Here is a 20,368-nt window from a genome sequence, read left to right on the forward strand (position 1 = left end):
CAACACTGACGTGAAATCGCGCGATTGGATGCAGTAATCGCTCTCATCCGACTTGTATCCGCCCTCATTGGATTGCGACCCTTGCGTGTCGAATTCGGTAGGTGGGGTACGATATGTTTTCCATCGGCTGTGCCAGGACTTCGTTCGTCGACATCAAAGCAAGCCTCATTCGCGTTAGCGCGCCTTCGGGTTCGATCTCTGGGCGAGCATGAAGCGCCGCGCGTTCATTTCTGTTCTCGGCGGTATCGCTTCGCGATTTTGGCGCCGCGGCCGCATCATCATTGCCGCGATGGCCGCAATGGTTCTTCTGCCGATCGAGGTCAGCGACGCGGGCTGGCTGTCGGACGTCTTCAAAGGCTCGTCAAAACAAGCCAGAGCGCCAAAACAAGGCAAGCCGTCAAAGCACGTCGCTTCGCGCAAGCCAGCCACCTTGGCGAAGCGAGCCGCCTCGCCAAAGCGCCGCACTGTAAGGCTTGCCGCCCTGGGGCCGGTCACCTTGCCCTCTGCCGCTTTCAAGCCGGCCGCACGCCTGTGCGATCCCTCCACGTTCCGGATCGTTCTGGATGTGGGACACACCGTCGAATCAGAAGGCGCGATCAGCGCCCGCAACGTTCCCGAGTTCGTCTTCAATCTGCACCTTGCGAAGCGGATCGAGGAGAAGTTGAAGGCCGAAGGCTTTGCCGAGACAAAGTTGCTGCTGACTGAGGGCAAGGCTAAGCACAGCCTGCTCAAACGCGTGGCCGCCGCCAACAATCTGCGGGCGGATCTCTTCCTGTCGATCCACCATGACTCCGTGCCCAACAAATTCCTCGAGGACTGGGAGTTCGAGGGAAAGAAAAGCCATTTCAGCGACCGCTTCAGCGGTTATTCCGTTTTCGTCTCCCGCAACAATCCGGACTTCAAGACGAGCCTTTCGTTCGCCGAACTGATCGGCAAGGAAATGAAGGCCCACGGCCTTGAGTATGCCAAGCAATATACCCAGGCGATTATGGGTCGGCACCAGCGTCCGCTGCTGAACAAGGAAACCGGCGTCTATAGCTACGATAAGCTCATTGTGCTGAGAAAGACCCGGATGGCCGCCGCCCTGCTGGAGGCGGGTTCGATCATCAACCGGGACGAAGAACTCATGATGAGTTCGCCTGAGCGCCGGGACATCATCAGCAGCAGTGTCACGGCTGCGGTGAAGGAATTCTGTGAGCCTCGATGGGGCATCCTCGGCCCGCTCTGATGGCGGGGTGCGGCCCCTCGCATCCGGTTCCGACCCTGCCGACTTCAACCCTTTGATCGTATCTTGATCTCTTCGAATTTGGAAAGCGCTCGTTCAAACTTGTCGTTGAAGAGCCACATTGCATCAAGAATTTCGCGGAAGGTTGCAGATGTTTTGGCTCTGTCGGCTCGTCCAAACGTGAAAATGCTGTTGTTTCGCAGGTATGCCATGATCTTCGGGTCGGAAATTCTATAGTCGACCAGGTTGCGTGACCCGAGTGCGGACCTGGTCGGGCTGGGAATAATCTGGATGAGTTCAAAGAGCTTCATTTGATCAATCGGATCCGGCAGTGTTTTCACGATCGCCGGAACTTGCGGGAAAATATCCGCATGCGCGTTCATCAGGGCATCCCGCACGGCGGTCCAGTGGTTGAACCGACGATCCAGATTGCCAACGCGAGCCTCTTCCTTGTCGTCGCGAATGCTCAGCGCGGGATCAAACGCTGCTATCGATTTTTTTATCGTCGCCCATTTCTTTCGCCCATTTTGGTCTTCGGGTACGCCTGTTTGCAAGCTGCCCTTGTATTTGTTCGAGCGCGCATTCCCGATGTTCTGATTGCCATTTGTCTCGGCAAAGAACAGGCCCAGGCTGATACGGCCTGCTGCTTCGGCATTGGCCGCATCAAGGCCCTTTGCTCGCGCAATGGCAGTGCCCAGGTCGACAACATCCTTGAATGGCGTATCCGAGTTTTGCGCATTGGCGGGCGGCGCTTGCATCAGGTCGAAAAGTCTCCTGTACTCGTTGAGCAGCGGCTCATTGTCGGCGTCAAAGTACGCCGGAGGGATCCCGTATTTGTTGGGCCTGCCTATCCTGGACGGAAGAGCGTCGGTGAGATCCTTGTACGCGCTCATCATGTTATTGCGCGCAAGGTAGAGTGCTTGTCCCGGCAAGCTCAGTAGTCGCTGGTTCGAATTGATCTGCGCGCGCCGCTGGGCCAGAATCGACTCAAAGTTGCCCCGTGCATTATTGTATGTATTAAGCGCATCCGATTGGTTTTTTGTGAGTGCGGCCGGCTCACTCATTGCAGGCGACATGAAGCTGAGATTGCCGATGGTGGCCGCGACGAGCGACGCGACCGTGCTGACGGTCGCATTGGTGGCAATGGAAGCCGGCGCTGCGAAGAAGAGTCCGAGAGCAAGAGCTGCCGTGGGCGCAGCAGTATGGCTTTTTATTCCCATGGCGATTTTCCCATGCCCAGTTTCATCGGATCGCGACCCACGCGATCGTAAACAACGAACGCGCAGCTTGGCGAGGCGAAAGCTCCAAATCCGATGCAATGTCCTCTTCGCTTTTCAGATATTACACCAGGTCCGGCTTGAGTCCGGAATACGCTTCAAGGCGGACATCGGCCGACGATCGGAGCATCTAAAACTCGCCCCAAGATCGTGACCTGCGTTCCCACTTTTACCACCTGCCCGGTCGGGATCTAGAAATAGTCGGCGGGATCGTTCGCGGAGAGGCTGAGCCGGATGAACAGGTCACCTAAGCGAGCCAGCGCTTGCGTCGCTTGTAGTGCTTCACATCGCGGAATGATTTGCGCTTGTCCCCGGCGATGCCAAGATAGAATTCCTTTACATCCTCATTTGCGGCGAGCGCCCGCGCCTCGCCGTCCATCACTACGCGCCCATTTTCGAGGATGTATCCGTGTCTGGCGTATTTGAGCGCCATATTGGTGTTCTGCTCGGCGAGCAGGAACGTAACATTTTCCCGGACATTGAGATCCTTGACGATCTCGAAGATCTCTTCGACGATCTGCGGAGCGAGGCCCATCGATGGCTCGTCCAGCAGGATCATCTTCGGGCGCGACATCAGCGCACGGCCGATTGCGCACATCTGCTGTTCGCCACCCGACGTATAGCCCGCGGTGGAACCGCGTCGCTCCCTGAGACGGGGAAAATAGGCATAGACCCGCTCGAGATCCTCGGCGATCGCGGACTTGCCGTCCACACGCGTGAATGCGCCGGTCAGGAGATTTTCTTCGACAGTCAGGTGGGCGAAGCAGCGCCGCCCCTCCATCACCTGAATGCAGCCGCGCCGCACTAGATCGTTTGGCGACAGCGACTGCACTTCGACACCGTCAAACAGGATTGAGCCCTTGGTGACCTCGCCGCGCTCTGAATATAGCAGATTGGAAATCGCCTTCAGAGTCGTTGTCTTGCCCGCACCATTGGCGCCGAGAAGTGCGACGGTTCCGCCCCGCGGCACATCCAGCGATACGCCCTTCAATACCAGGATGACGTGATCGTACACGACCTCGATATTATTGACCGACAGGAACGGCGCCGCCGCTTCTGTCGTCGTGGCGGCCTTGGGAATTGACACCTGCTCCCTCCAAACTGTTACAGCTTCCGGAATACCCGGAAGGAAGCGAACACTCCTTCCGGATCTCCGAGATGTTTTCAGCTCTCTTTCGAGCAGTCGCGAGGCTGAACCTTCTTGTCCGCGGCATACTTCGCGGAAACCTCTTCAACGAGCGGTTCGGTCTCGGATTGGTTGGCCGTGTACCAGTCGGATATGACCTTCCAGCCCTTGCCGTCCCACTGTTGCACGCGCCCGTCCCGCGCACCCTCGTGATCGGAGCAGGAAATCTTGATCGGCTTCAACATGCCCTCGAAACCGAGCTCCTTGAGGCGCGCTTCCGAGAGGTTGAGGTTCTCAAGACCCCAACGGACCTGCTCGCCCGTCAGCGGCTTCTTGCCGAACTTTTCCTGCGCCTTGCGGATCGCTTCCACCCCGAGCATGGCGTTCACCATGCCGCGGTTGTAGAGAACCTCGCCGATCTTGCCAGGCTCCGACGCGCCCTTGCCCTTTGCATAGACGTACTTCTCGATGTCAGCATGCACGGGGAATTTGCCCGCACCATGCTGAAGCATCAGCGCCTTGTAGCCGACGGCTTGATCGCCTGCGGGCTGCACATCCGGCTCTGCGCCCGACCACCAAACACCGATCATCTTTTCGCGCGGATAGGCAACAGCCGCCGCTTCCTTGACCGCCGTGCCGTTCATGACGCCCCAGCCCCAGACCAAGACATAATCCGGCCGGTTCTGGCGGATCGACAGCCATTGCGACTTCTGTTCGACGCCGGGGTGCGTGACCGGGATCGGCGTGAACTCAAAGCCGTGCTTCTTTGCCAGCACCTGCAGCATCGGAATCGGTTCCTTGCCGTAGGGGCTGTCGTGATAGAGCAGCGAGATCTTCTTGCCTTTCAGCTTGTCGAAGCCGCCCACCTCCTTGGCGACGTGCTGAATTGCGATATCGGCCGCGGACCAGTACGTGCCGAGCAGCGGGAAATTGTAGGCGAACACGGCGCCATTCTTGGAATCGGCGCGACCGTAACCCATCGTAATGATCGGGATCTTGTCAGTCGTGGTCTTCTCGGTGAGGGCGAATGTAATGCCGGTCGACAGCGGATTGACGAAGGCCGCGCCGGTAGGGCCCTTCCCCTTGAGACGCTCGTAACATTCGACGCCCTTGTCGGTGGCGTAGCCCGTTTCGCATTCCTCGAACAAGATCTTGACGCCGTTGATGCCACCGTCGCGCTCGTTGACAAGGTTGTAGTAGTCGGCCACGCCATTTGCGTACGGCACGCCATTCACGGCGTACGCGCCCGTTCGGTAGGATAGTATCGGGATGAACTGCTCGCTCTGCGCTGCAGCAGGAGAGGCAAACGCCCCGCCTGAAAGTATGGCTGCAGCAAGTAATAGTTTGTTGCGTACCATAGGACTCTCCTCCTCGTTCAGCCCGTTTTTTTCGTACCGGGTCTTGTTTTCGCGGGCTTCCTTGCCTCCTATTGCCAACGACCGCCGCTCCGCATTGCGATCTTCGGCTTGCTTCGCACTGCCCGCCCCCTTCAGTAGGGAAACGGCCACAATCTGAGCTTCTCCTTGCCGATCGATATGAGCCGGGCAAACCCATGTGGCTCCTTAATGAGAAGATAGCAGATCAACGATCCAAAGATGATGAATTCCAGATGAGTAATCGTCTCTGTCGACAGCGGCACACCGAGCTGGGTTGGAAGCAGGTTCAGCATGATGGGCAGGATCAGGATAAAGGCCGCACCGATGAATGACCCCATGATCGAACCCAACCCGCCGATGATCACCATGAACAGAAGCTGCAGCGAACGCTCGATCGAGAAGGCGAGCGGCTCCCATGAGCCCAGATAGACAAACGCCCAGAGTGCGCCCGCCACGCCGATGATGAATGAAGAGACCGCGAAAGCCGTGAGCTTTGCATAGAGCGGCCGGATACCGATCAGCTCGGCGGCGATATCCATATCGCGGATCGCCATCCATTGTCTGCCGAGATTGCCGCGAACGAGGTTCTTCGCCAGAATCGCGAATACCGTTACGAAGATCAGGCACAGCAGATATCGCTCAATCGGCGTGCCCACGTTCAGACCGAAGAAATCCAGTGTCGGTGCATTGACGGATCCTGATGGCGCATAATTGGTGAACCACGCCACCCGCAGGAACACCCAGTCGAAGAAGAACTGCGCTGCGAGTGTTGCAACCGCCAGATAGAGGCCCTTGATCCGCAAACTGGGAATGCCAAAGAGGATGCCGACAACCGCCGTCGTGAGTCCGCCGAGCAAAATGGATGGCAGCACAGGCAGCGGCGGGATCGAAATCGCGAAGTCAAACCAGGCGATCGGAATATAAACGCCGGTCGCCAGCTTGTAAGCAGAGTAGGCGCCGATGGCCATGAATGCACCGCTGCCGAGCGTGATCTGGCCGCAATAGCCGACGAGGATGTTTACGCCGATTGCAGCGAGCGCGAGGATCAGGAAGGGCAGCAGAATGGCGCGAAGCAGATAGTCGGTGCCGAACGGCCAAATGTCGAAGTCGGCCAACAGCGGCACGCCTACGAAGGCGATACCGAGCAAGATGGCGAGCGCTATGCGGTCCTGGCGGATCGGGAAGACCGCCATATCCTCCGCGTAGGTCGTCTTGAATTGGCCTGCCTCGCGATAAAGCACAACTAGCTCCTCGTCTCAGATGCGCTCGATGATGCGCTCGCCGAACAGCCCCTGCGGCCGCACGAGCAGCACCGCCAACGCCAGCACATAGGCGAACCAATATTCGATACCGCCGCCAATATGTGAGCCCAAGAACACCTCGGCGAGCTTCTCGCCCGCGCCTACGATAAGCCCGCCGACGATCGCTCCTGGAACCGAGGTAAGGCCCCCAATAATCAGAACCGGCAAGGCCTTCAGCGCGAGAAACGTGATCGAGAACTGTACACCCAGCTTGGTACCCCACACGGTCGCAGCAACCAGCGCAACGAGACCGGCAACAAGCCAAACGACAAACCAGATCCAGCCGATTGGAATCCCGACCGACTGCGCCGCCATGTGGTCATCGGCAACCGCCCTGAGCGCGCGACCGGTTTTGGTACGCTGGAAGAAGATCGCGAGACCCGCGACCAGAATGCCGGCGATAAACCCGCCCCAGACATCCAGCTGGTTGACCAGGATCCCACCCGGAAAGTGACTTTCGAACAGGAGCCAGACGTCCGTCGGGAACAGCCGCAACGGGTAAACATCGGAACCGAAGATCATCTGCGCCGCACCCTCGAGGACGAATGTCACGCCAATGGTGGACATGAACAATGTGAGGCCATCCTGATTGACGAGAGGTCCGATCACGAACCGCTCGATCAGCCAGGCCGTTATCGCCATGATCACCGCGGCAAAGCCGATGCCGAGGACGATCGCAACCCAAAGCGGGAAGCCGTTCGCCACGAGGAGATCGAGCGAACGAACCAGCGCCAGCCCGGCGAGCAACACCATTGCGCCTTGCGCAAAATTAAAGACGCCGGATGCCTTGAAGATCAACACGAAGCCGAGCGCGACCAGCGAATACAGGACGCCAGACATCAATCCGCCGATCAGCACCTCGAGAAATTGACCCAATGCGATCACACTATGCTCCCTAGTGCGCGATGCCGAGATAGGCGTCGATGACGCCCTGATCCTTTTTGACCTCATCCGGCGTTCCGTCGGCGATCTTCACGCCATGATCGAGCACCACCACGCGATGGGAGAGATCCATCACCACAGCCATGTCGTGCTCGATCAGCGCGATGGTCGTGCCGTAATAATCGTTCACGTCGATGATGAACCGCGACATGTCCTTCTTCTCTTCGAGGTTCATGCCTGCCATCGGCTCGTCAAGCAGAAGGAGATCGGGCTCCATCGCAAGCGCGCGGCCGAGTTCGACGCGTTTCTGCAGGCCGTATGGCAAGCGCGCGACCGGCACCTTGCGGATCGGTTCGATCTCCAGAAAATCGATGATCTCTTCGACCCGGTGCCGATGCTCGATCTCCTCCGCCAGCGCAGGGCCGTAGCGCAGCATCTGCCACAGCAGGCCCCGCCGCATCTTCAATGTGCGGCCAGCCATGATATTGTCGAGCGCGCTCATTCCCTTGAACAGGGCGACGTTTTGAAACGTGCGCGCAATGCCGCCGCGGGACGCCTCGAACGGCTGCATCTGGGCGCGGGTTCGTCCCTTGAAGGTGATGGCACCGCGATTGGGATGATAGAAGCCGTTGATGACGTTAAGCATCGAAGTCTTTCCGGCGCCATTCGGTCCGATGATGGCACGAATTTCACCTCTCCTGATGTCGAGCGAAACATCCCTCAGCGCTTTCACGCCGCCAAACGCCAGCGATACCCCCTCGACCTGAAGCAGGATTTCGCTCGTATCCGGCATCCTCATGCGGCCCTCCCCAAGGGTTCCGTCGCGCCAATTGCCGGCACGTCGCGGATCTTTACCCGCGCCGCGATCACGCCTTTGCGGCCATCCTCAAAAGTGACTTCGGTGGAAATATCGGCTTCATGCGAACCGTCGTAAAGCGCTGCGATCAATGGCGCATAGCGCTCGGCGATAAATCCGCGGCGAACTTTCTGCGTGCGTGTCAATTCGCCATCGTCTGCGTCTAGCTCCTTATGCAGAATCAGAAAGCGGCGAATCTGTGCGCCAGCCATCACCTTTTCCTCCGCGAGGGAGCGGTTCACTTCTTCAACGCTATTCGCCACCAGGTCATAGACCAGCGGATGCCCCGCCAGTTCCTGATAGGAGCCGTAGGCAATGTTGTTGCGTTCGGCCCAGCTCCCCACCGCAGTCAGGTCGATATTGAGAATGGCGCAAACGAACTCCCTGGAATCGCCGAAGGCGACCGCTTCCTTGATGCTTGGAAAGAACTTCAACTTGTTCTCGAGATACTTCGGCGCAAATATCGTTCCGTCGGCCAGCCGGCCCACATCCTTTGCGCGATCGATGATCTTCAGATGTCCCGTCTTCTCGTCGAAGAAGCCGGCATCACCGGTCTTGACGTAACCGTCAGGCGTCAGGGTCTCCGCAGTTTTCGACTGATCCTTGAAATATCGGACAAACATGCCGGGTGAACGGAATTGCACCTCGCCTGATTCCGCAATGCGAATGTCGACGTTCGGCGCCGCCGGCCCAACAGTATCGGAGTAGATCTCCCCGTCAGGCTGACACGTGACGTAGAGGAACGCTTCAGTTTGACCGTAGAGCTGCTTCAGGTTCAATCCGATCGAGCGGTAAAACGCGAAAAGATCCGGACCAATGGCTTCACCTGCAGTATAGGCAACGCGCACGCGAGACAGGCCGAGAACGTTTTTGAGGGGCTCGTAGAGTATCAAGCGTCCGAGCGCATAGAGTAGCCGGCCTGACACCGGCACCGGCTTTCCGGTCAAAATCGATTCGCCATGCCGTCGCGCAATGCGGAGGAAGTAGTCGAACATACGCCGCTTGATTGGCGCAGCATCCTCCATGCGGATCATCACCCGCGTCAGCATGTTTTCGAAAACCCGCGGTGGAGCGAAATAGAAGGTTGGTCCGATCTCGCGCAAATCCTGCTCGACCGTCTCACCGCTCTCGGGACACGCCATGCAAAAACCGGCGGCAAGGCCCTGTGCATAGTTGAGGTAATGATCTCCCACCCAGGCGAGCGGCAGATAAGCAAGTGCCACGTCGTTCTCGGTCAACCTGTCGAACCTGACAGTATCCGTTGCAGCGTCGATGCACCCTCGCGCCGACAGCATGACGCCCTTCGACGCGCCGGTCGTTCCCGAGGTATACAGGATGATCGAGACGTCAGAACCTTCACCCTGACGGATGATTTCATCGATCTGCTCGCCAAGCGCAGCATTGCCCGCAAGCACGGCCCGGCCGTCTTCGATGACATCATGGATTGCGATCAGCCGGCTGTGATCGTAGTCGCGGAGTCCACGCGGTTCATCGTAAACAATCTTCCGAAGATGCGGCACCCGGTCGGATGCGGACAAAATCTTGTCGACCTGCTCCTGATCCTGCGCTGCAACAAACTTCACGTCGGCGTGGTCAAGGATATAGGCAAGCTCGTCAGCCACCGCATCCGAATAGACCGGAACCGGAATCGCACGCAGCGCCTGCGCTGCCATTATGGTCCAATAGAGCTTCGGCCGGTTGGAGCCGACGATGGCGATCGTGTCGCCTGGCTGCAAACCAATCCGCTGCAAACCCGCGGCATAAGCACGTACGATCCCGGCGACCTCGGTCCAATTCCACGTCTGCCAGATGCCAAGATTCTTATGCCGAAACGCCGGACGGTTGCCAAACTTCGCGACGTTTCGCAGTAGCAACTTGGGGAACGTATCAAACGGTCCGCCACCGGCCATGTCCGTCTCCACCCAAAAACCGGCACGTTGGTTCGCGCCTGCTTATGGTGATCTGCGCCCTTCAGGCAGCAGCCATGCGAGTTCCGCATGCTTCCCTTGAGAATACAATTGATCGAAAGTCCTACAAGCCCAGTTTGGCAGTCCCGGATGCGGCCAATTGTGTTGGCGCATGTTGCGACGCAATCATCCTATGCCGGCTGTGGGGCACAAACGGACGTCCCGGGACGTGGGCTATTGGAGCCAAAAAGCAGATATCGCACGAAGCGTTTGGTTTTCATCCGAAACCAAAATTGCCTCTGTCGATCTACACTCTTCACTGCAGCCGCGCGTCGACCGCGCCCGCGAAGCGTGTCCACTCCGCCGGCGCGGCCGCTCGACATTACGCGGCGCGAACGTAGCCGTAGCGCAGGTTCGAGGGCGCCTTGGCGGCCCGCGTATACTCGTTCTTGAGCGAAGCGAGACGGTCCTCGGAATAGGCCGGCATCGTGGTATTGTCAGCCGCCCTCAGCTTGATCTTGTAGAACCTGGTTGCGTTGCCCGCGAAGATCAGTTGCTTGACGGCGCTGTTAGCGTCGCCGAGCGGCGCAAAGCCGTATTTCTTCTGCATGTCCTCCGGGATTTCAAGCCGGCGCATCGCCTCGATCTGCCACTGAGGTGAGCCGTACCAGACCGAGTCGGTGCCCCACATCACGTGGTCGACTCCCATGCCCTTGATCAACGTACCAACCAGCGCGGCACAGAACTTGGGATGCGCGACTGCTGAGTTGGCAAAGGACGTGCCGAGCTCGGCATAGACATTGTTGACGCCGAACTTCTGCGGGATTTCCGCGAGATCCGTGGCCCACTGGATGCGGCCGGTCTGCTCGAACTCCGCCCACGCCTTGTCCGGCAGCTCGAGGAACGCCCGCAGCGCCGAGTGATAGATCACGAAGTTCATCTGCGGCCAGTCCTTGGCAGCCTTTCCGATGTCCCATGCGGTTGCGTATTCCCACACGCCGGCGAACGACTTCTCGTAATCGGGCGGCAGCAGCCCCTTGTGGATACACAGTGTGTTGATGCCGGCCTTTACCGCTTTCTCGTAGAACGGATACATCACCTGCTCATCGTCGAGCCGCCATGGGAATTTGGAGGGCGCCAGCGGATCGCCGATCGTGTAGGACTTCCAGGAATCCGGCTTGTAGACCTCGATGGCCTTGTCGACCTCCTCCATCCAGCCGGGCTGCTTTGGGGTGATGACGCTATGCGCCAACAGGCGGCGCGAGCCGGCGAAGTCGTTGATGAGTTCGCGCGCCTTGACGATCTGCTCATTGGAGAGCAGCCACCAGCTCGGATCGTCGAACGGCGCGCCGCTCAACAGCGCCATGTTGGTGTCGCTGTCGTAGTAGATCTCTTTCACATAGTTTTGGAACTTGTAGCGGGCGAGCGAGGACACGCCCTCCTCCTTCATCTTCGGGTTCCAGTGTTGGCTCGCAAAGTCTGCCAGCCCCAACAGCTCCTTGTGATCGAAGTCGTCGCGCACGAAATGGGTCTGAACGTCGAAGATGAACTGGCCGGCGAGGCCTTGCGCGCGCGCCTGCATCAATTCGGGCTCCCGCGCCTCCGCAGGCGCGACCTGGAAAACATTGCCGTAGACGTCGTTCATGGCGAGGAATGCCGCCGCCATGCCGCAGCTCGTGTGCAGGAACTGCCTGCGGCTCAAGCCGAGGTGCTTGCCGTTGACGTCGGCGAGCTCGTTGATCCGCGCCTCGACCTTCTTTTGCACGGCACTCTGCGGGGGCGGCAGATACTCGCCGTTGGAAACAATCTGCGTGGGAATCGGCGTTGCCGCCGATGCCGCCTCGGCGCCCGCGACAAGACGCTGCTCTCGCTCGCTAAGCCAGGTGCTCATTTTCTCCTCCCTGTTTGGTTGGGCCACGACGGCGCTGGTCGGTGCGCGCGTCAGGCCTGCGCGTTTGGCCACTTCCGATCAGTCAGGTGGACGAAATAGGCGTACCTCCCGTTCAGCCACGCATAAGGCGATCACACTCGCCTCACGCCCAGGCGGGTCTCTTCACACATCATTCTGTGAGGGTACAGACACACTTGAAAACTACTTACGGTAGTGGCGCATCTTCGCCGAATTCAATGCTCAAATTTCCAATGGCGCAAGCAAAGTTATCCGGCAGTCATGCTGTCCCAAAGCGCCCCATTGCGAGTGGCAGGTTTGCCCGAGCGAGCGCAAAGCGCCTGTCACCTTACGAGGCGTTTGTTGCAAACGAAGCATCGTCCTTCGCGGACAGATGGAGGGCCCCGGCACGCATCAATTGCCCTGGCCTAGACTCGATCACTTAGCCCTTTGACGCCTTCACTTTCGGCGCAGTGCTCGCAACAATAGAACGTGCCGGACTTCTCCAATCCGTGCCCGACGATGCGGATGCCGCAATGATCGCAGGTCGGCGCGAGCGCGTGAATGGCACATTCGAAACTGTCGAAGGTATGCGCCTTGCCGTCCATTGTGACCTGAAAGGCCTTGTCATAGTCATTGCCGCAGGTTTCACATGTAGCCATGATGTCCGCCTTCACTTATGACGCGGTTCCAACCCGTGGTCGCCCCCTTAGCATTAAGTGAATTCAATAACGGGGTCTCTAAAGGTTGGTTCCTCCTTGAGCGCAACATCGACAAGCCTGGCGTCTGCTGACGCGGCTTAATCGAGCGGCTCATCCTCCGGAATTCGACAGCATCTTCTGGAGTATTGCCTCGACCGAGTGCGGCGATATCCCAAGCTCGGCAAATCCAGGCATATCTGGCGATGACACCGTGTCGATTTGCATCAGCTCCACTTGATTGCGCGTCAGGAATGGAATCCGGAGCATTTCGGAGGCCCATGCCAATGCATGCCAGGCGGCAAACGGGATTGGGAGCAGCCGAGGCGCAAGCCCGGCTTGCTGCGCCACGGCTCTAAGCAACTCCTTGTAAGAGTAGACGCGAGGGCCGCCGAACTCGAAGATCCCCGGCGTCTCGGCGCGCTGCATGATCCGGCCAATCGCGTCCGCAACATCATCCACATAGGCCGGCTGCAATCTGGTCTCGCCGCGGCCGAACACCGGATAGACGGGAAGCTGGCGGAGCAGCTTGAGGATGACGACGAGAAACGCGTCGTCCGGTCCGAACATCACCGCCGGACGGATCAAAGTTGCCTCGGCGAACGCGGCCCGGACCGCCAGTTCGCCCTCGCCACGCTTTCGGATGTAGCGCGATTGGGAGGTGGCATCGGAGCCGATTCCTGAAATGTGGACGAGTCTTTTGACTCCGGCCCTGTGCGCTTGAATTGCTACCCGCCGGGCGGCCTCGACATGAACGGAATGAAAAGTCTCCGCTCCGCGCTCGACGTAAAGACTGACCGCATTTACAGCGCCGTAGGCGCCGGCAAGCGCATCCGCGACCGACCGCTCGTCGTGAATGTTGGCCTCTACGGATTGAAGTTGCGGATCATCAGCACCAGGCAAGGTGTAACCGTGATCCGGATGCCTTGACGCGATCCGAACGGGAAATCCGCTTGAGCGCAGATGTTGAACGATGCGGCGGCCCAGAAAGCCGGTTCCGCCGAACACGGTGACGGTCTGACCGTTCGTTGCCACCATGGCCCATCCGCCAATTCATGTCGCAACCACCCCATTATAGCAGCCTCGAAGGCTGCTGCGACGAATAACTGCAAGCTACGAATGATGAAGCCGGATCTCGCAGCGGTCAGCTCCGTCAAGACATTGTCTTGAGACTGTTGAGAAGTCTAGGCAAACGCTTCATCAATCGCGTCTCGACCACAGGAGAAGCATTGCACCTCTCGATCGAGTCGATGCGTCCCACCTAATGGTTGCCCTGGCCCATGCGGCGAAGGCTCCTGGGCAACATTCGCAGATGAGGCAACACGGGGGGCGAACGGCTCGCTGATTCACAGCTACTCGCTGCGGCGCGGTATCTGATTTTCTCTATCTGCGCGGCGTAGTGCCTTGACGGCCTCAAGCAGAGCTGACGCGGCGCGCAAAGACCTCGACCTGGACTCGCCAATTCGAGCCGTCATCCGCCGAATGTTCGCCGAGCCAATGAAACGAATTGGCCGTGATCTCGGTGAAGCTCCAGCGAAGCATAGCGCCCGTTGGCAGTTTCCCCTCCTGAACGATGTCGGCGCCGCGTGCCCGTCCAATCTGGCGCGTGTAAACCTGCGTTGCCGGATCACTCCAGAAAATATGCCAGGCATCGACGCCCGGATCGTAGACTCGCAGTGTCGTTCCGTACCAGTTGCCCGCGACCGGCATCGCCGGCATCCCAGGACGGCGCTCGGCGCGGCGCGGGATCATCCAAACGTCCTGGATCGCGCGGCCCTCTAACACCCAGCCGAAGTGAATCTCGCCCCGTCCATTGTGTTTGGTGCCATCCTCCTCATAGCTGACGATGTCGGACTCCCAGCCTCCGACAAACTGGCCGTAGAGAGTCATTTTTTCGGCTCGATCGGCGGCCGGTCCTTCGGCTTGCAGGGCATCCAAAAAGGATTTCGCGGATCCGTTCATGACTCAGCTCCTCAGGTGCATCGAATTGCTCCCAGCGTAGCTTTCTTCCTTACTGATCCTAGAGTCATGGCCGCGTGCGAACTTGGAGAAAATTGCTATCCTCCGCCCATGATGACCGCTGATTGGCACAAACGCGAGCTGTCCGCCCCCAGTTTTCTGGCGGAATAAGGTCACGCTGATGACGCATCGCTGCCACATACTGCACATGATCAGGTGGCGAGATTCCGAGAGCGAGTATCGTTGGGATTGGCGGATGTACCCAATCTCAACGGTCCAAAAGCCCCCGGAGATAATCTCTCCGGGGGCTTCCTCGTCTTGGCCCTCTTCCGGGAATTACGCATACAATGCTACGTATCTTCGTCGCTTCCGTTGCATTGGCGGCGATCACGATTGTGCTGCTGCTCCATGCGACACACCACGGGGCGCATGCAAACTCTCCGACGCATTGCGGTTTTTGGACCGAAATAGAGGCCGGACTATCGTGCCGCTAACCTGTCAAGGGCACCCTAGGCTCGGTGATTTCATGACGGCGTTGTCCATTGTCCTGCGGAATGGTGCTGGGATTGACGAATTGATCTCAGACAAACGCGCAAACCGGTAGCGGAAGTGGGGACAGAGCGGACCTCCTTTGGAGTCGTTTCCAAGTCTGGAAATGACCCCCCCCCCGGCGCAGGTCGTTGCGATCGCAACGGGCCAGACAGCCGCTTAGGATACTCCGCGAAGCGCTCAAAGGGCACCAGTGGGACTCAGCCCGAACTTGGATTTGGCGGCGCCCCGCACACGCTGCCGGACCATCCTTGTCGCATCATTGTTTGCGAAGTCCTGGCGCCTTGCTATGATTGAAAAAAATCAATCAACAGCGATGGGGAGAAGCGTCATGAGGACCGTGCTCCGTATTTTGGCGGTGACAGCCGCATTGGCCGCGATGGCCATGCCGGCCGCGGCTCAAAACTATCCTGAGCGCCCGATCAAGATGATCGTGCCGTGGGCGGCAGGCGGCGATACGGACAACATCTTCCGTCCATTTGCGCCGCTGCTGCAAAAGCACATCGGTCAGCCAATCGTAATCGCCAACGTCGTCGGCGCCTCCGGCACCGTCGGGGCGCGCGAAGCCAAAGGCTCGCCGCCGGACGGCTATACGCTTTATGCGGTGCACGACTACATCCACCTTGTGCACTATGCCGGCGTCACAGACGTCAAATACAGCGACTTTGAGCCGATCTGCCTGCTCTCTGCGACGCCATCGGTCCTGACTGCGAGCCCCAAGACGCCCTGGAAGACCTGGGCCGAGCTTGCCGAGGACGCCAAGAAGCGTCCGGGCCAGATCACCGTCGGGGCTACCCTCGGATCGACCAGCCACATCTTCCCGGCGCTCATCGAAAAGGCGGCCGGCGTCAAGTTCAAGTACGTCTCCTATGAAGGCCTTGCGCCGCGCATGAACGCCATTCTCGGCGGCCATGTCGATTTGACGGATTCGAACCTGACGCAGAAGGGCAAGGTCGATGCAGGGCAGTTGAAGTTTCTTGCCATTGCTGCCGAGAAGCGCGATCCCGAAGCCCCTGACGTGCCGACGCTGAAGGAGCTCGGCATGGACATCGTCTACGCGGTTTTGCGCGGCCTGCTGGTGCCGAAGGGCACGCCGGCCGCGGTGCGCGCCAAGCTGGACGAGGCCTGCGGAAAAGCCGCTAAGGAGCCGGAGTTCGCGGACGCGATGAAGAAGCAGGGCACGCGCGTCTCCTATCTCAGCGCCGCCGAATACGGTCCTTTCCTCGACGAGCTCGACCGCGAGAGCAAGGTGATCATGACCGACCTTGGTCTCGCCAAGAAATGAGACTTGGCCGCGATAGCTTTGCCGGACTGATTTTCCTCGCGGTCAGTCTGGTCCTGCTTGTGCAATCGTTTGGCCTGCCGCAACTGCCGCTGGTGCCGGTCGGTCCCGGCTTCTATCCGCGCATTGTTCTGATCTTCATGGCCGTCACAAGCGCAGTGCTGGTCGTGCAGGACCTGCTCGCTCGGCGCGCTGAGCCGGCCGACATCCCTGCTCCGGCGCAGCCGCAACGGGCTTATGGGCTGGTCGCGCTCTCCTTCATCATTGTCGCGCTCTATTTGGTACTTCTGCCTCTGCTCGGCTATCGCATCGCCACCGTCCTGTTCGTCGCCGCGCTGCAAGCGACGCTCGAGAAGCCGACAACTTGGCGCCAATGGGCGGTCCTCGCCGCCATCGCGATTGGCACGTCGGCGGTGACGTACCTGGTGTTCGAGCGGTATCTCTCGGTGCTGCTCCCTCGCGGCAGCTGGACAGACTGGTAGGCCATGTTCGAGCTTTTGGGACATGGGCTGCTGACGGTGCTGCAGTGGAATTATCTTGTTCCGCTGTTCGCCGGTACGCTGGTTGGCGTCATCGGCGGCGCGCTGCCGGGCGTCACCATCACGATGACGATCATCGTCATCCTGCCGTTCACCTATGGTCTCGATCCCTTGCAGGGGCTGGCCGCCATGACGGGCGTCTATGTCGGCGGCTCCGCTGGCGGCCTGGTCACCGCGTGTCTACTGGGAATTCCGGGCACGCCCTCGGCAATCGCCACGACCTTCGACGGCTTTCCAATGGCGCGGAGTGGTGCGCCGGGCCGGGCGATCTGGCTCGGCGTGTGGTCGTCGTTCTTCGGCGGGCTGCTCGGCGGCTTGTTCCTGATCCTGGTGACCGGGCCGCTGGCGGCCATCGCACTTCAGTTCGGACCGTGGGAATATTTCTCGCTGTTCGTACTGGCCATGGCAATGGTAGCGGGCCTGGCCGAATCCTCGTTCATCAAGGGCCTGCTGTCGACCGCCATCGGCCTCCTTATCACGGTCATCGGCACCGACCCGATCGGCAGCGTGCCGCGCTTCACCTTTGGGTCCGAATTCATCAGCGGCGGCTTCGCGTTCCTGCCGGTGCTGATCGGGATTTTTGCCTTCGCGCAGATCATGTCCGACATCGAGAAAGTAGGAGCGCCAAAGACGCCCGAGGCCGTTCTGGTGGCGAAGCCGAGTCTGCGGGTTTCCCACCTCAAGGTGATCGGCGAAATCCTTGGCCGTCCGTTCCTGCTCTTGTGGTCGACGGTCGTCGGCATCCTGATCGGCGTGCTGCCTGCGATCGGCGGCAGCGCCGCCAATATGTTGGCCTACGATCAGGCGAAGAAGTTCTCGCGCCACCCCGAGCGTTTCGGCACAGGCGTGCCCGAGGGTATCATCGCGTCCGAGTCGTCCAACAATGCCAATGTCGGCGGCTCGCTGGTGACCATCATGGCGTTCGGCATCCCGGGCGACGCCGTCACCGCGGTTATGCTGGGCGCAATGACGATCCATGGCATCCAGTCGGGGCCGCTGTTCGTCTCCCAGCAGCCCGCCCTCGCCTACGGCATCTACGCCGCATACATTTTGGCGCACCTGCTGATGGTGCTGATCCTGGCTGCGGGCGCGCTGTTCATGCTTCAGATCACCCGTGTGAGGCTCGCGGTGCTTGCGCCGGTCGTGCTGGTGCTTTGCGTGATCGGTGCTTACGCGCTCAACAACACGATGCAGAGCGTGTATGTCCTGCTCATCTTCGGTGTGTTCGGCTATGCGCTGGTGAAGGCCGGATTTCCGCTGGCTCCGCTGATCCTCGGCCTCATCCTCGGCGATCAGATCGAGATCAACCTTATTCGGGCGATCATGACGGACGACAACCCGCTGCTGTTCTTCACGCGGCCGATTTCCGGCGGGCTGCTGCTCTGTGCGGCGCTCTCGGTCGCCCTGGCTGTGTGGCAGCACGCGCGTCATCAGGCGCGAACCGCGCGTGAGGAAGCGCCCGAGTTCTGACGCCGAGTTCGATCCTGCGGTACGTGGTGGATTGCGTTGTCTTCCTCGCCCTAGATCGTGACCTGTGTTCCCACTTCGACCACCCGCCCCGTCGGGATCTGGAAATAGTCGGTGGCGTCGTTGGAGGCGCGGCTGAGGCGAATGAACAGCAAATCCTGCCAGCGCGGCATGCCGGAATGGACGGCGGGTTTGAGCGCGCGGCGGGACAGGAAGAACGACGTCGACATGATGTCGAACTGCCAGCCGAGTTTGCGGGCGATCGCCAGCGCCTTCGGCACGTTGGGCGTTTCCATGAAGCCGAACCGCAGCGTCACCCGGGAGAACGTCTCGCTGAGCTGCTCCATCCGCACCCGCTCGGCATCGTCGATCCGCGGCGTCGGCGCGGTCTGGATAGTGAGGATGACGTTCTTCTCGTGCAGCACCTTGTAGTGCTTCAGGCTGTGCATCAGCGCCGTCGGCGCGCATTCGGGATCGGAGGTCAGGAACACGGCCGTGCCGGGGACGCGCTGCGGCGGACGCTTCTCCAGCATCGCGACCAGTTCGGCCAGCGGGAATTCCAGCTTGCGCGATTTTTCGAACAACAGCCGGCTGCCGCGACGCCACGTGTACATCAAGAGCATCACGATGCCGCCGAGCGCGAGCGGCACCCAGCCGCCCTCGAACACCTTCAACAAATTCGCGGCGAGGAAGGTGATGTCGAGAAACAGGAATGGCGCGATCAGGGCTGCGGCCGCGATCGGCGACCATCTCCAGACCCGCCAGATCACGACAAAGCCCATCATGGCCGTCACCACCATGGTCCCGGTCACGGAAATTCCGTAGGCCGATGCCAGCCCGCTCGACGAGCGGAACAGGACTACCAGCAGCATCACCGCCAGGAAAAGCAGCAGGTTGATGCGCGGAATATAGATCTGGCCGGAATGCGCTTCCGACGTATGACGAATTTCGAACCGCGGCAGCAGCCCAAGCTGGATCGCCGTGCGCGTCAACGAATAGGCACCGGTGATCACGGCCTGGCTCGCGATCACGGTCGCCGCTGTCGCAAGCGCTACCATCGGGATCAGCGCCCAGTCCGGGAACATCAGGAAGAAGGGATTCTCGATAGCTTTGGGATCGGCGATCAGCAGCGCGCCCTGCCCCAGATAGTTGATCGCAAGCGACGGCAGCACGATGAAAAGCCATGCGGTCTGGATCGGCCGCTTGCCGAAGTGGCCGAGATCGGCATAGAGCGCTTCCGCACCGGTGACGGCGAGGAACACCGCACCCAGCGTCACGAAGCCGATCATGCCGTGATGGAGCATGAAGGACACCGCGTAGAGCGGGTTGAAGGCCTGCAGCACTTCGGGGTGGCGCATGATCTGCGGCACAGCCGCAATCGCGATCACGGCGAACCAGACGCACATGATCGGTCCGAAGAACGCGGCGACCCGCGCGGTGCCGTGGGACTGGACGGCAAACAGCACCACCAGGATGACCAGCGTCAGCGGCACGACATAGTGTTCGAAGGTCACCGTGACGAGCTTGATGCCCTCGATCGCCGACAGCACCGACAATGCTGGCGTCAGGACCGCATCGCCGTAGAACAACGCGCCCGAGATGATGCCGAGCAGCACGATCGCGCCACCGCCCTTGCCGACCGCGCGCTGCGCCAGCGCCATCAGCGCCAGCGTTCCGCCCTCGCCATTGTTGTCGGCGCGCAAGAGGATGACGACGTATTTCAGCGTCACCACCACGACAAGCGCCCACAGGATCAGCGAGAGCACGCCGAGGACGGCCTGCGGCGTAGCAGCGGTCGAGGCCTCGCTGGCGGCAACCACCGCCTCGCGCAGCGCGTATAGGGGGCTGGTGCCGATGTCGCCGTAGACGACGCCGATGCTGCCGAGCATCAGCGCCTTGAAGGTGGCAGTGGAATGCGCTTCGCCATGACCATTGGCCGCGGGCGTTTCCGCCGCGGGGATCGCAAACTGGACTGACATGAAGACGGGGCCTCGGTTCTCTACCGCACTGCACAAATGCAGAAGCGCAGCCCTATA

16 protein-coding genes are annotated in these 20,368 nt (G+C 60.0%); 4 read left to right on the plus strand and 12 right to left on the minus strand.

Annotated elements, in window-relative coordinates; translation table 11 throughout:
• The first annotated feature begins 208 nt into the window (after positions 1-208).
• Entirely contained in the window at positions 209-1,228 is a 1,020-nt protein-coding gene (locus IVA95_RS32075; RefSeq protein ID WP_247514131.1) for an N-acetylmuramoyl-L-alanine amidase, read from the plus strand.
• Positions 1,229-1,272: 44 nt separating this feature from the next.
• Here IVA95_RS32075 and IVA95_RS32080 read toward each other — a convergent pair whose 3' ends face one another.
• From IVA95_RS32080 to IVA95_RS32130, 11 genes are all read right to left on the minus strand, one after another.
• Complete coding sequence (locus IVA95_RS32080; RefSeq protein WP_247514132.1) at positions 1,273-2,445, minus strand: hypothetical protein; 1,173 nt, start codon at positions 2,443-2,445, stop codon at positions 1,273-1,275.
• A 304-nt stretch (positions 2,446-2,749) separates the two neighbouring features.
• Positions 2,750-3,589 (minus strand): ABC transporter ATP-binding protein, encoded by an 840-nt coding sequence (locus IVA95_RS32085; RefSeq protein ID WP_247514133.1) that lies wholly within the window; start codon positions 3,587-3,589, stop codon positions 2,750-2,752.
• A 77-nt stretch (positions 3,590-3,666) separates the two neighbouring features.
• On the minus strand, positions 3,667-4,986 hold the full coding sequence (locus tag IVA95_RS32090; RefSeq protein ID WP_247514134.1) for an ABC transporter substrate-binding protein: 1,320 nt from the start codon (positions 4,984-4,986) through the stop codon (positions 3,667-3,669).
• A gap of 131 nt (positions 4,987-5,117) precedes the next feature.
• On the minus strand, positions 5,118-6,245 hold the full coding sequence (locus tag IVA95_RS32095; protein ID WP_247514135.1) for a branched-chain amino acid ABC transporter permease: 1,128 nt from the start codon (positions 6,243-6,245) through the stop codon (positions 5,118-5,120).
• A gap of 15 nt (positions 6,246-6,260) precedes the next feature.
• Complete coding sequence (locus tag IVA95_RS32100) at positions 6,261-7,190, minus strand: branched-chain amino acid ABC transporter permease (RefSeq protein WP_346658084.1); 930 nt, start codon at positions 7,188-7,190, stop codon at positions 6,261-6,263.
• 10 nt (positions 7,191-7,200) lie between these two features.
• Positions 7,201-7,986 (minus strand): ABC transporter ATP-binding protein, encoded by a 786-nt coding sequence (locus IVA95_RS32105; RefSeq protein ID WP_247514136.1) that lies wholly within the window; start codon positions 7,984-7,986, stop codon positions 7,201-7,203.
• On the minus strand, positions 7,983-9,953 hold the full coding sequence (locus IVA95_RS32110) for an AMP-binding protein (protein WP_247514137.1): 1,971 nt from the start codon (positions 9,951-9,953) through the stop codon (positions 7,983-7,985). Before IVA95_RS32110 ends, IVA95_RS32105 begins: the two co-directional genes overlap by 4 nt.
• A 379-nt stretch (positions 9,954-10,332) precedes the next feature.
• Complete coding sequence (locus IVA95_RS32115) at positions 10,333-11,841, minus strand: amidohydrolase family protein (RefSeq protein ID WP_247514138.1); 1,509 nt, start codon at positions 11,839-11,841, stop codon at positions 10,333-10,335.
• Positions 11,842-12,266: 425 nt separating this feature from the next.
• Positions 12,267-12,500 (minus strand): hypothetical protein, encoded by a 234-nt coding sequence (locus tag IVA95_RS32120; protein WP_247514139.1) that lies wholly within the window; start codon positions 12,498-12,500, stop codon positions 12,267-12,269.
• Between the two features lie 150 nt (positions 12,501-12,650).
• Entirely contained in the window at positions 12,651-13,574 is a 924-nt protein-coding gene (locus tag IVA95_RS32125) for a complex I NDUFA9 subunit family protein (protein ID WP_247514140.1), read from the minus strand.
• Positions 13,575-13,949: 375 nt separating this feature from the next.
• The gene (locus IVA95_RS32130) at positions 13,950-14,498 is read right to left on the minus strand and encodes a hypothetical protein (protein WP_247514141.1); all 549 of its coding nucleotides are present in this window, start codon (positions 14,496-14,498) and stop codon (positions 13,950-13,952) included.
• Between the two features lie 877 nt (positions 14,499-15,375).
• Between IVA95_RS32130 and IVA95_RS32135 the strand changes: the two genes are divergently transcribed.
• From IVA95_RS32135 to IVA95_RS32145, 3 genes are read left to right on the plus strand one after another with little or no spacing between them, the layout of a single operon-like run.
• Positions 15,376-16,329 (plus strand): tripartite tricarboxylate transporter substrate binding protein, encoded by a 954-nt coding sequence (locus IVA95_RS32135; RefSeq protein WP_247514142.1) that lies wholly within the window; start codon positions 15,376-15,378, stop codon positions 16,327-16,329.
• Positions 16,326-16,808: a tripartite tricarboxylate transporter TctB family protein gene (locus IVA95_RS32140; RefSeq protein ID WP_247514143.1), complete on the plus strand. Its 483-nt coding sequence runs from the start codon at positions 16,326-16,328 to the stop codon at positions 16,806-16,808. Before IVA95_RS32135 ends, IVA95_RS32140 begins: the two co-directional genes overlap by 4 nt.
• A 3-nt stretch (positions 16,809-16,811) precedes the next feature.
• Complete coding sequence (locus IVA95_RS32145) at positions 16,812-18,335, plus strand: tripartite tricarboxylate transporter permease (RefSeq protein ID WP_247514144.1); 1,524 nt, start codon at positions 16,812-16,814, stop codon at positions 18,333-18,335.
• Between the two features lie 50 nt (positions 18,336-18,385).
• On the opposite strand, the gene IVA95_RS32150 is transcribed toward IVA95_RS32145, so the two are convergent.
• Entirely contained in the window at positions 18,386-20,311 is a 1,926-nt protein-coding gene (locus IVA95_RS32150) for a potassium transporter Kup (protein WP_247514145.1), read from the minus strand.
• Positions 20,312-20,368 lie beyond the last annotated feature (57 nt).

This window comes from Bradyrhizobium sp. 157 (genome assembly GCF_023073815.1).
Lineage (GTDB): Bacteria > Pseudomonadota > Alphaproteobacteria > Rhizobiales > Xanthobacteraceae > Bradyrhizobium.

Coding starts and splice junctions, on each gene's coding strand:
- IVA95_RS32075 (WP_247514131.1), top strand. CDS start 209: ATGAAGCGCCGCGCGTTCATTTCTGTTCTCGGCGGTATCGCTTCGCGA.
- IVA95_RS32080 (WP_247514132.1), bottom strand. CDS start 2,445: ATGGGAATAAAAAGCCATACTGCTGCGCCCACGGCAGCTCTTGCTCTC.
- IVA95_RS32090 (WP_247514134.1), bottom strand. CDS start 4,986: ATGGTACGCAACAAACTATTACTTGCTGCAGCCATACTTTCAGGCGGG.
- IVA95_RS32105 (WP_247514136.1), bottom strand. CDS start 7,986: ATGAGGATGCCGGATACGAGCGAAATCCTGCTTCAGGTCGAGGGGGTA.
- IVA95_RS32110 (WP_247514137.1), bottom strand. CDS start 9,953: ATGGCCGGTGGCGGACCGTTTGATACGTTCCCCAAGTTGCTACTGCGA.
- IVA95_RS32115 (WP_247514138.1), bottom strand. CDS start 11,841: ATGAGCACCTGGCTTAGCGAGCGAGAGCAGCGTCTTGTCGCGGGCGCC.
- IVA95_RS32120 (WP_247514139.1), bottom strand. CDS start 12,500: ATGGCTACATGTGAAACCTGCGGCAATGACTATGACAAGGCCTTTCAG.
- IVA95_RS32125 (WP_247514140.1), bottom strand. CDS start 13,574: ATGGTGGCAACGAACGGTCAGACCGTCACCGTGTTCGGCGGAACCGGC.
- IVA95_RS32130 (WP_247514141.1), bottom strand. CDS start 14,498: ATGAACGGATCCGCGAAATCCTTTTTGGATGCCCTGCAAGCCGAAGGA.
- IVA95_RS32135 (WP_247514142.1), top strand. CDS start 15,376: ATGAGGACCGTGCTCCGTATTTTGGCGGTGACAGCCGCATTGGCCGCG.
- IVA95_RS32140 (WP_247514143.1), top strand. CDS start 16,326: ATGAGACTTGGCCGCGATAGCTTTGCCGGACTGATTTTCCTCGCGGTC.
- IVA95_RS32145 (WP_247514144.1), top strand. CDS start 16,812: ATGTTCGAGCTTTTGGGACATGGGCTGCTGACGGTGCTGCAGTGGAAT.
- IVA95_RS32150 (WP_247514145.1), bottom strand. CDS start 20,311: ATGTCAGTCCAGTTTGCGATCCCCGCGGCGGAAACGCCCGCGGCCAAT.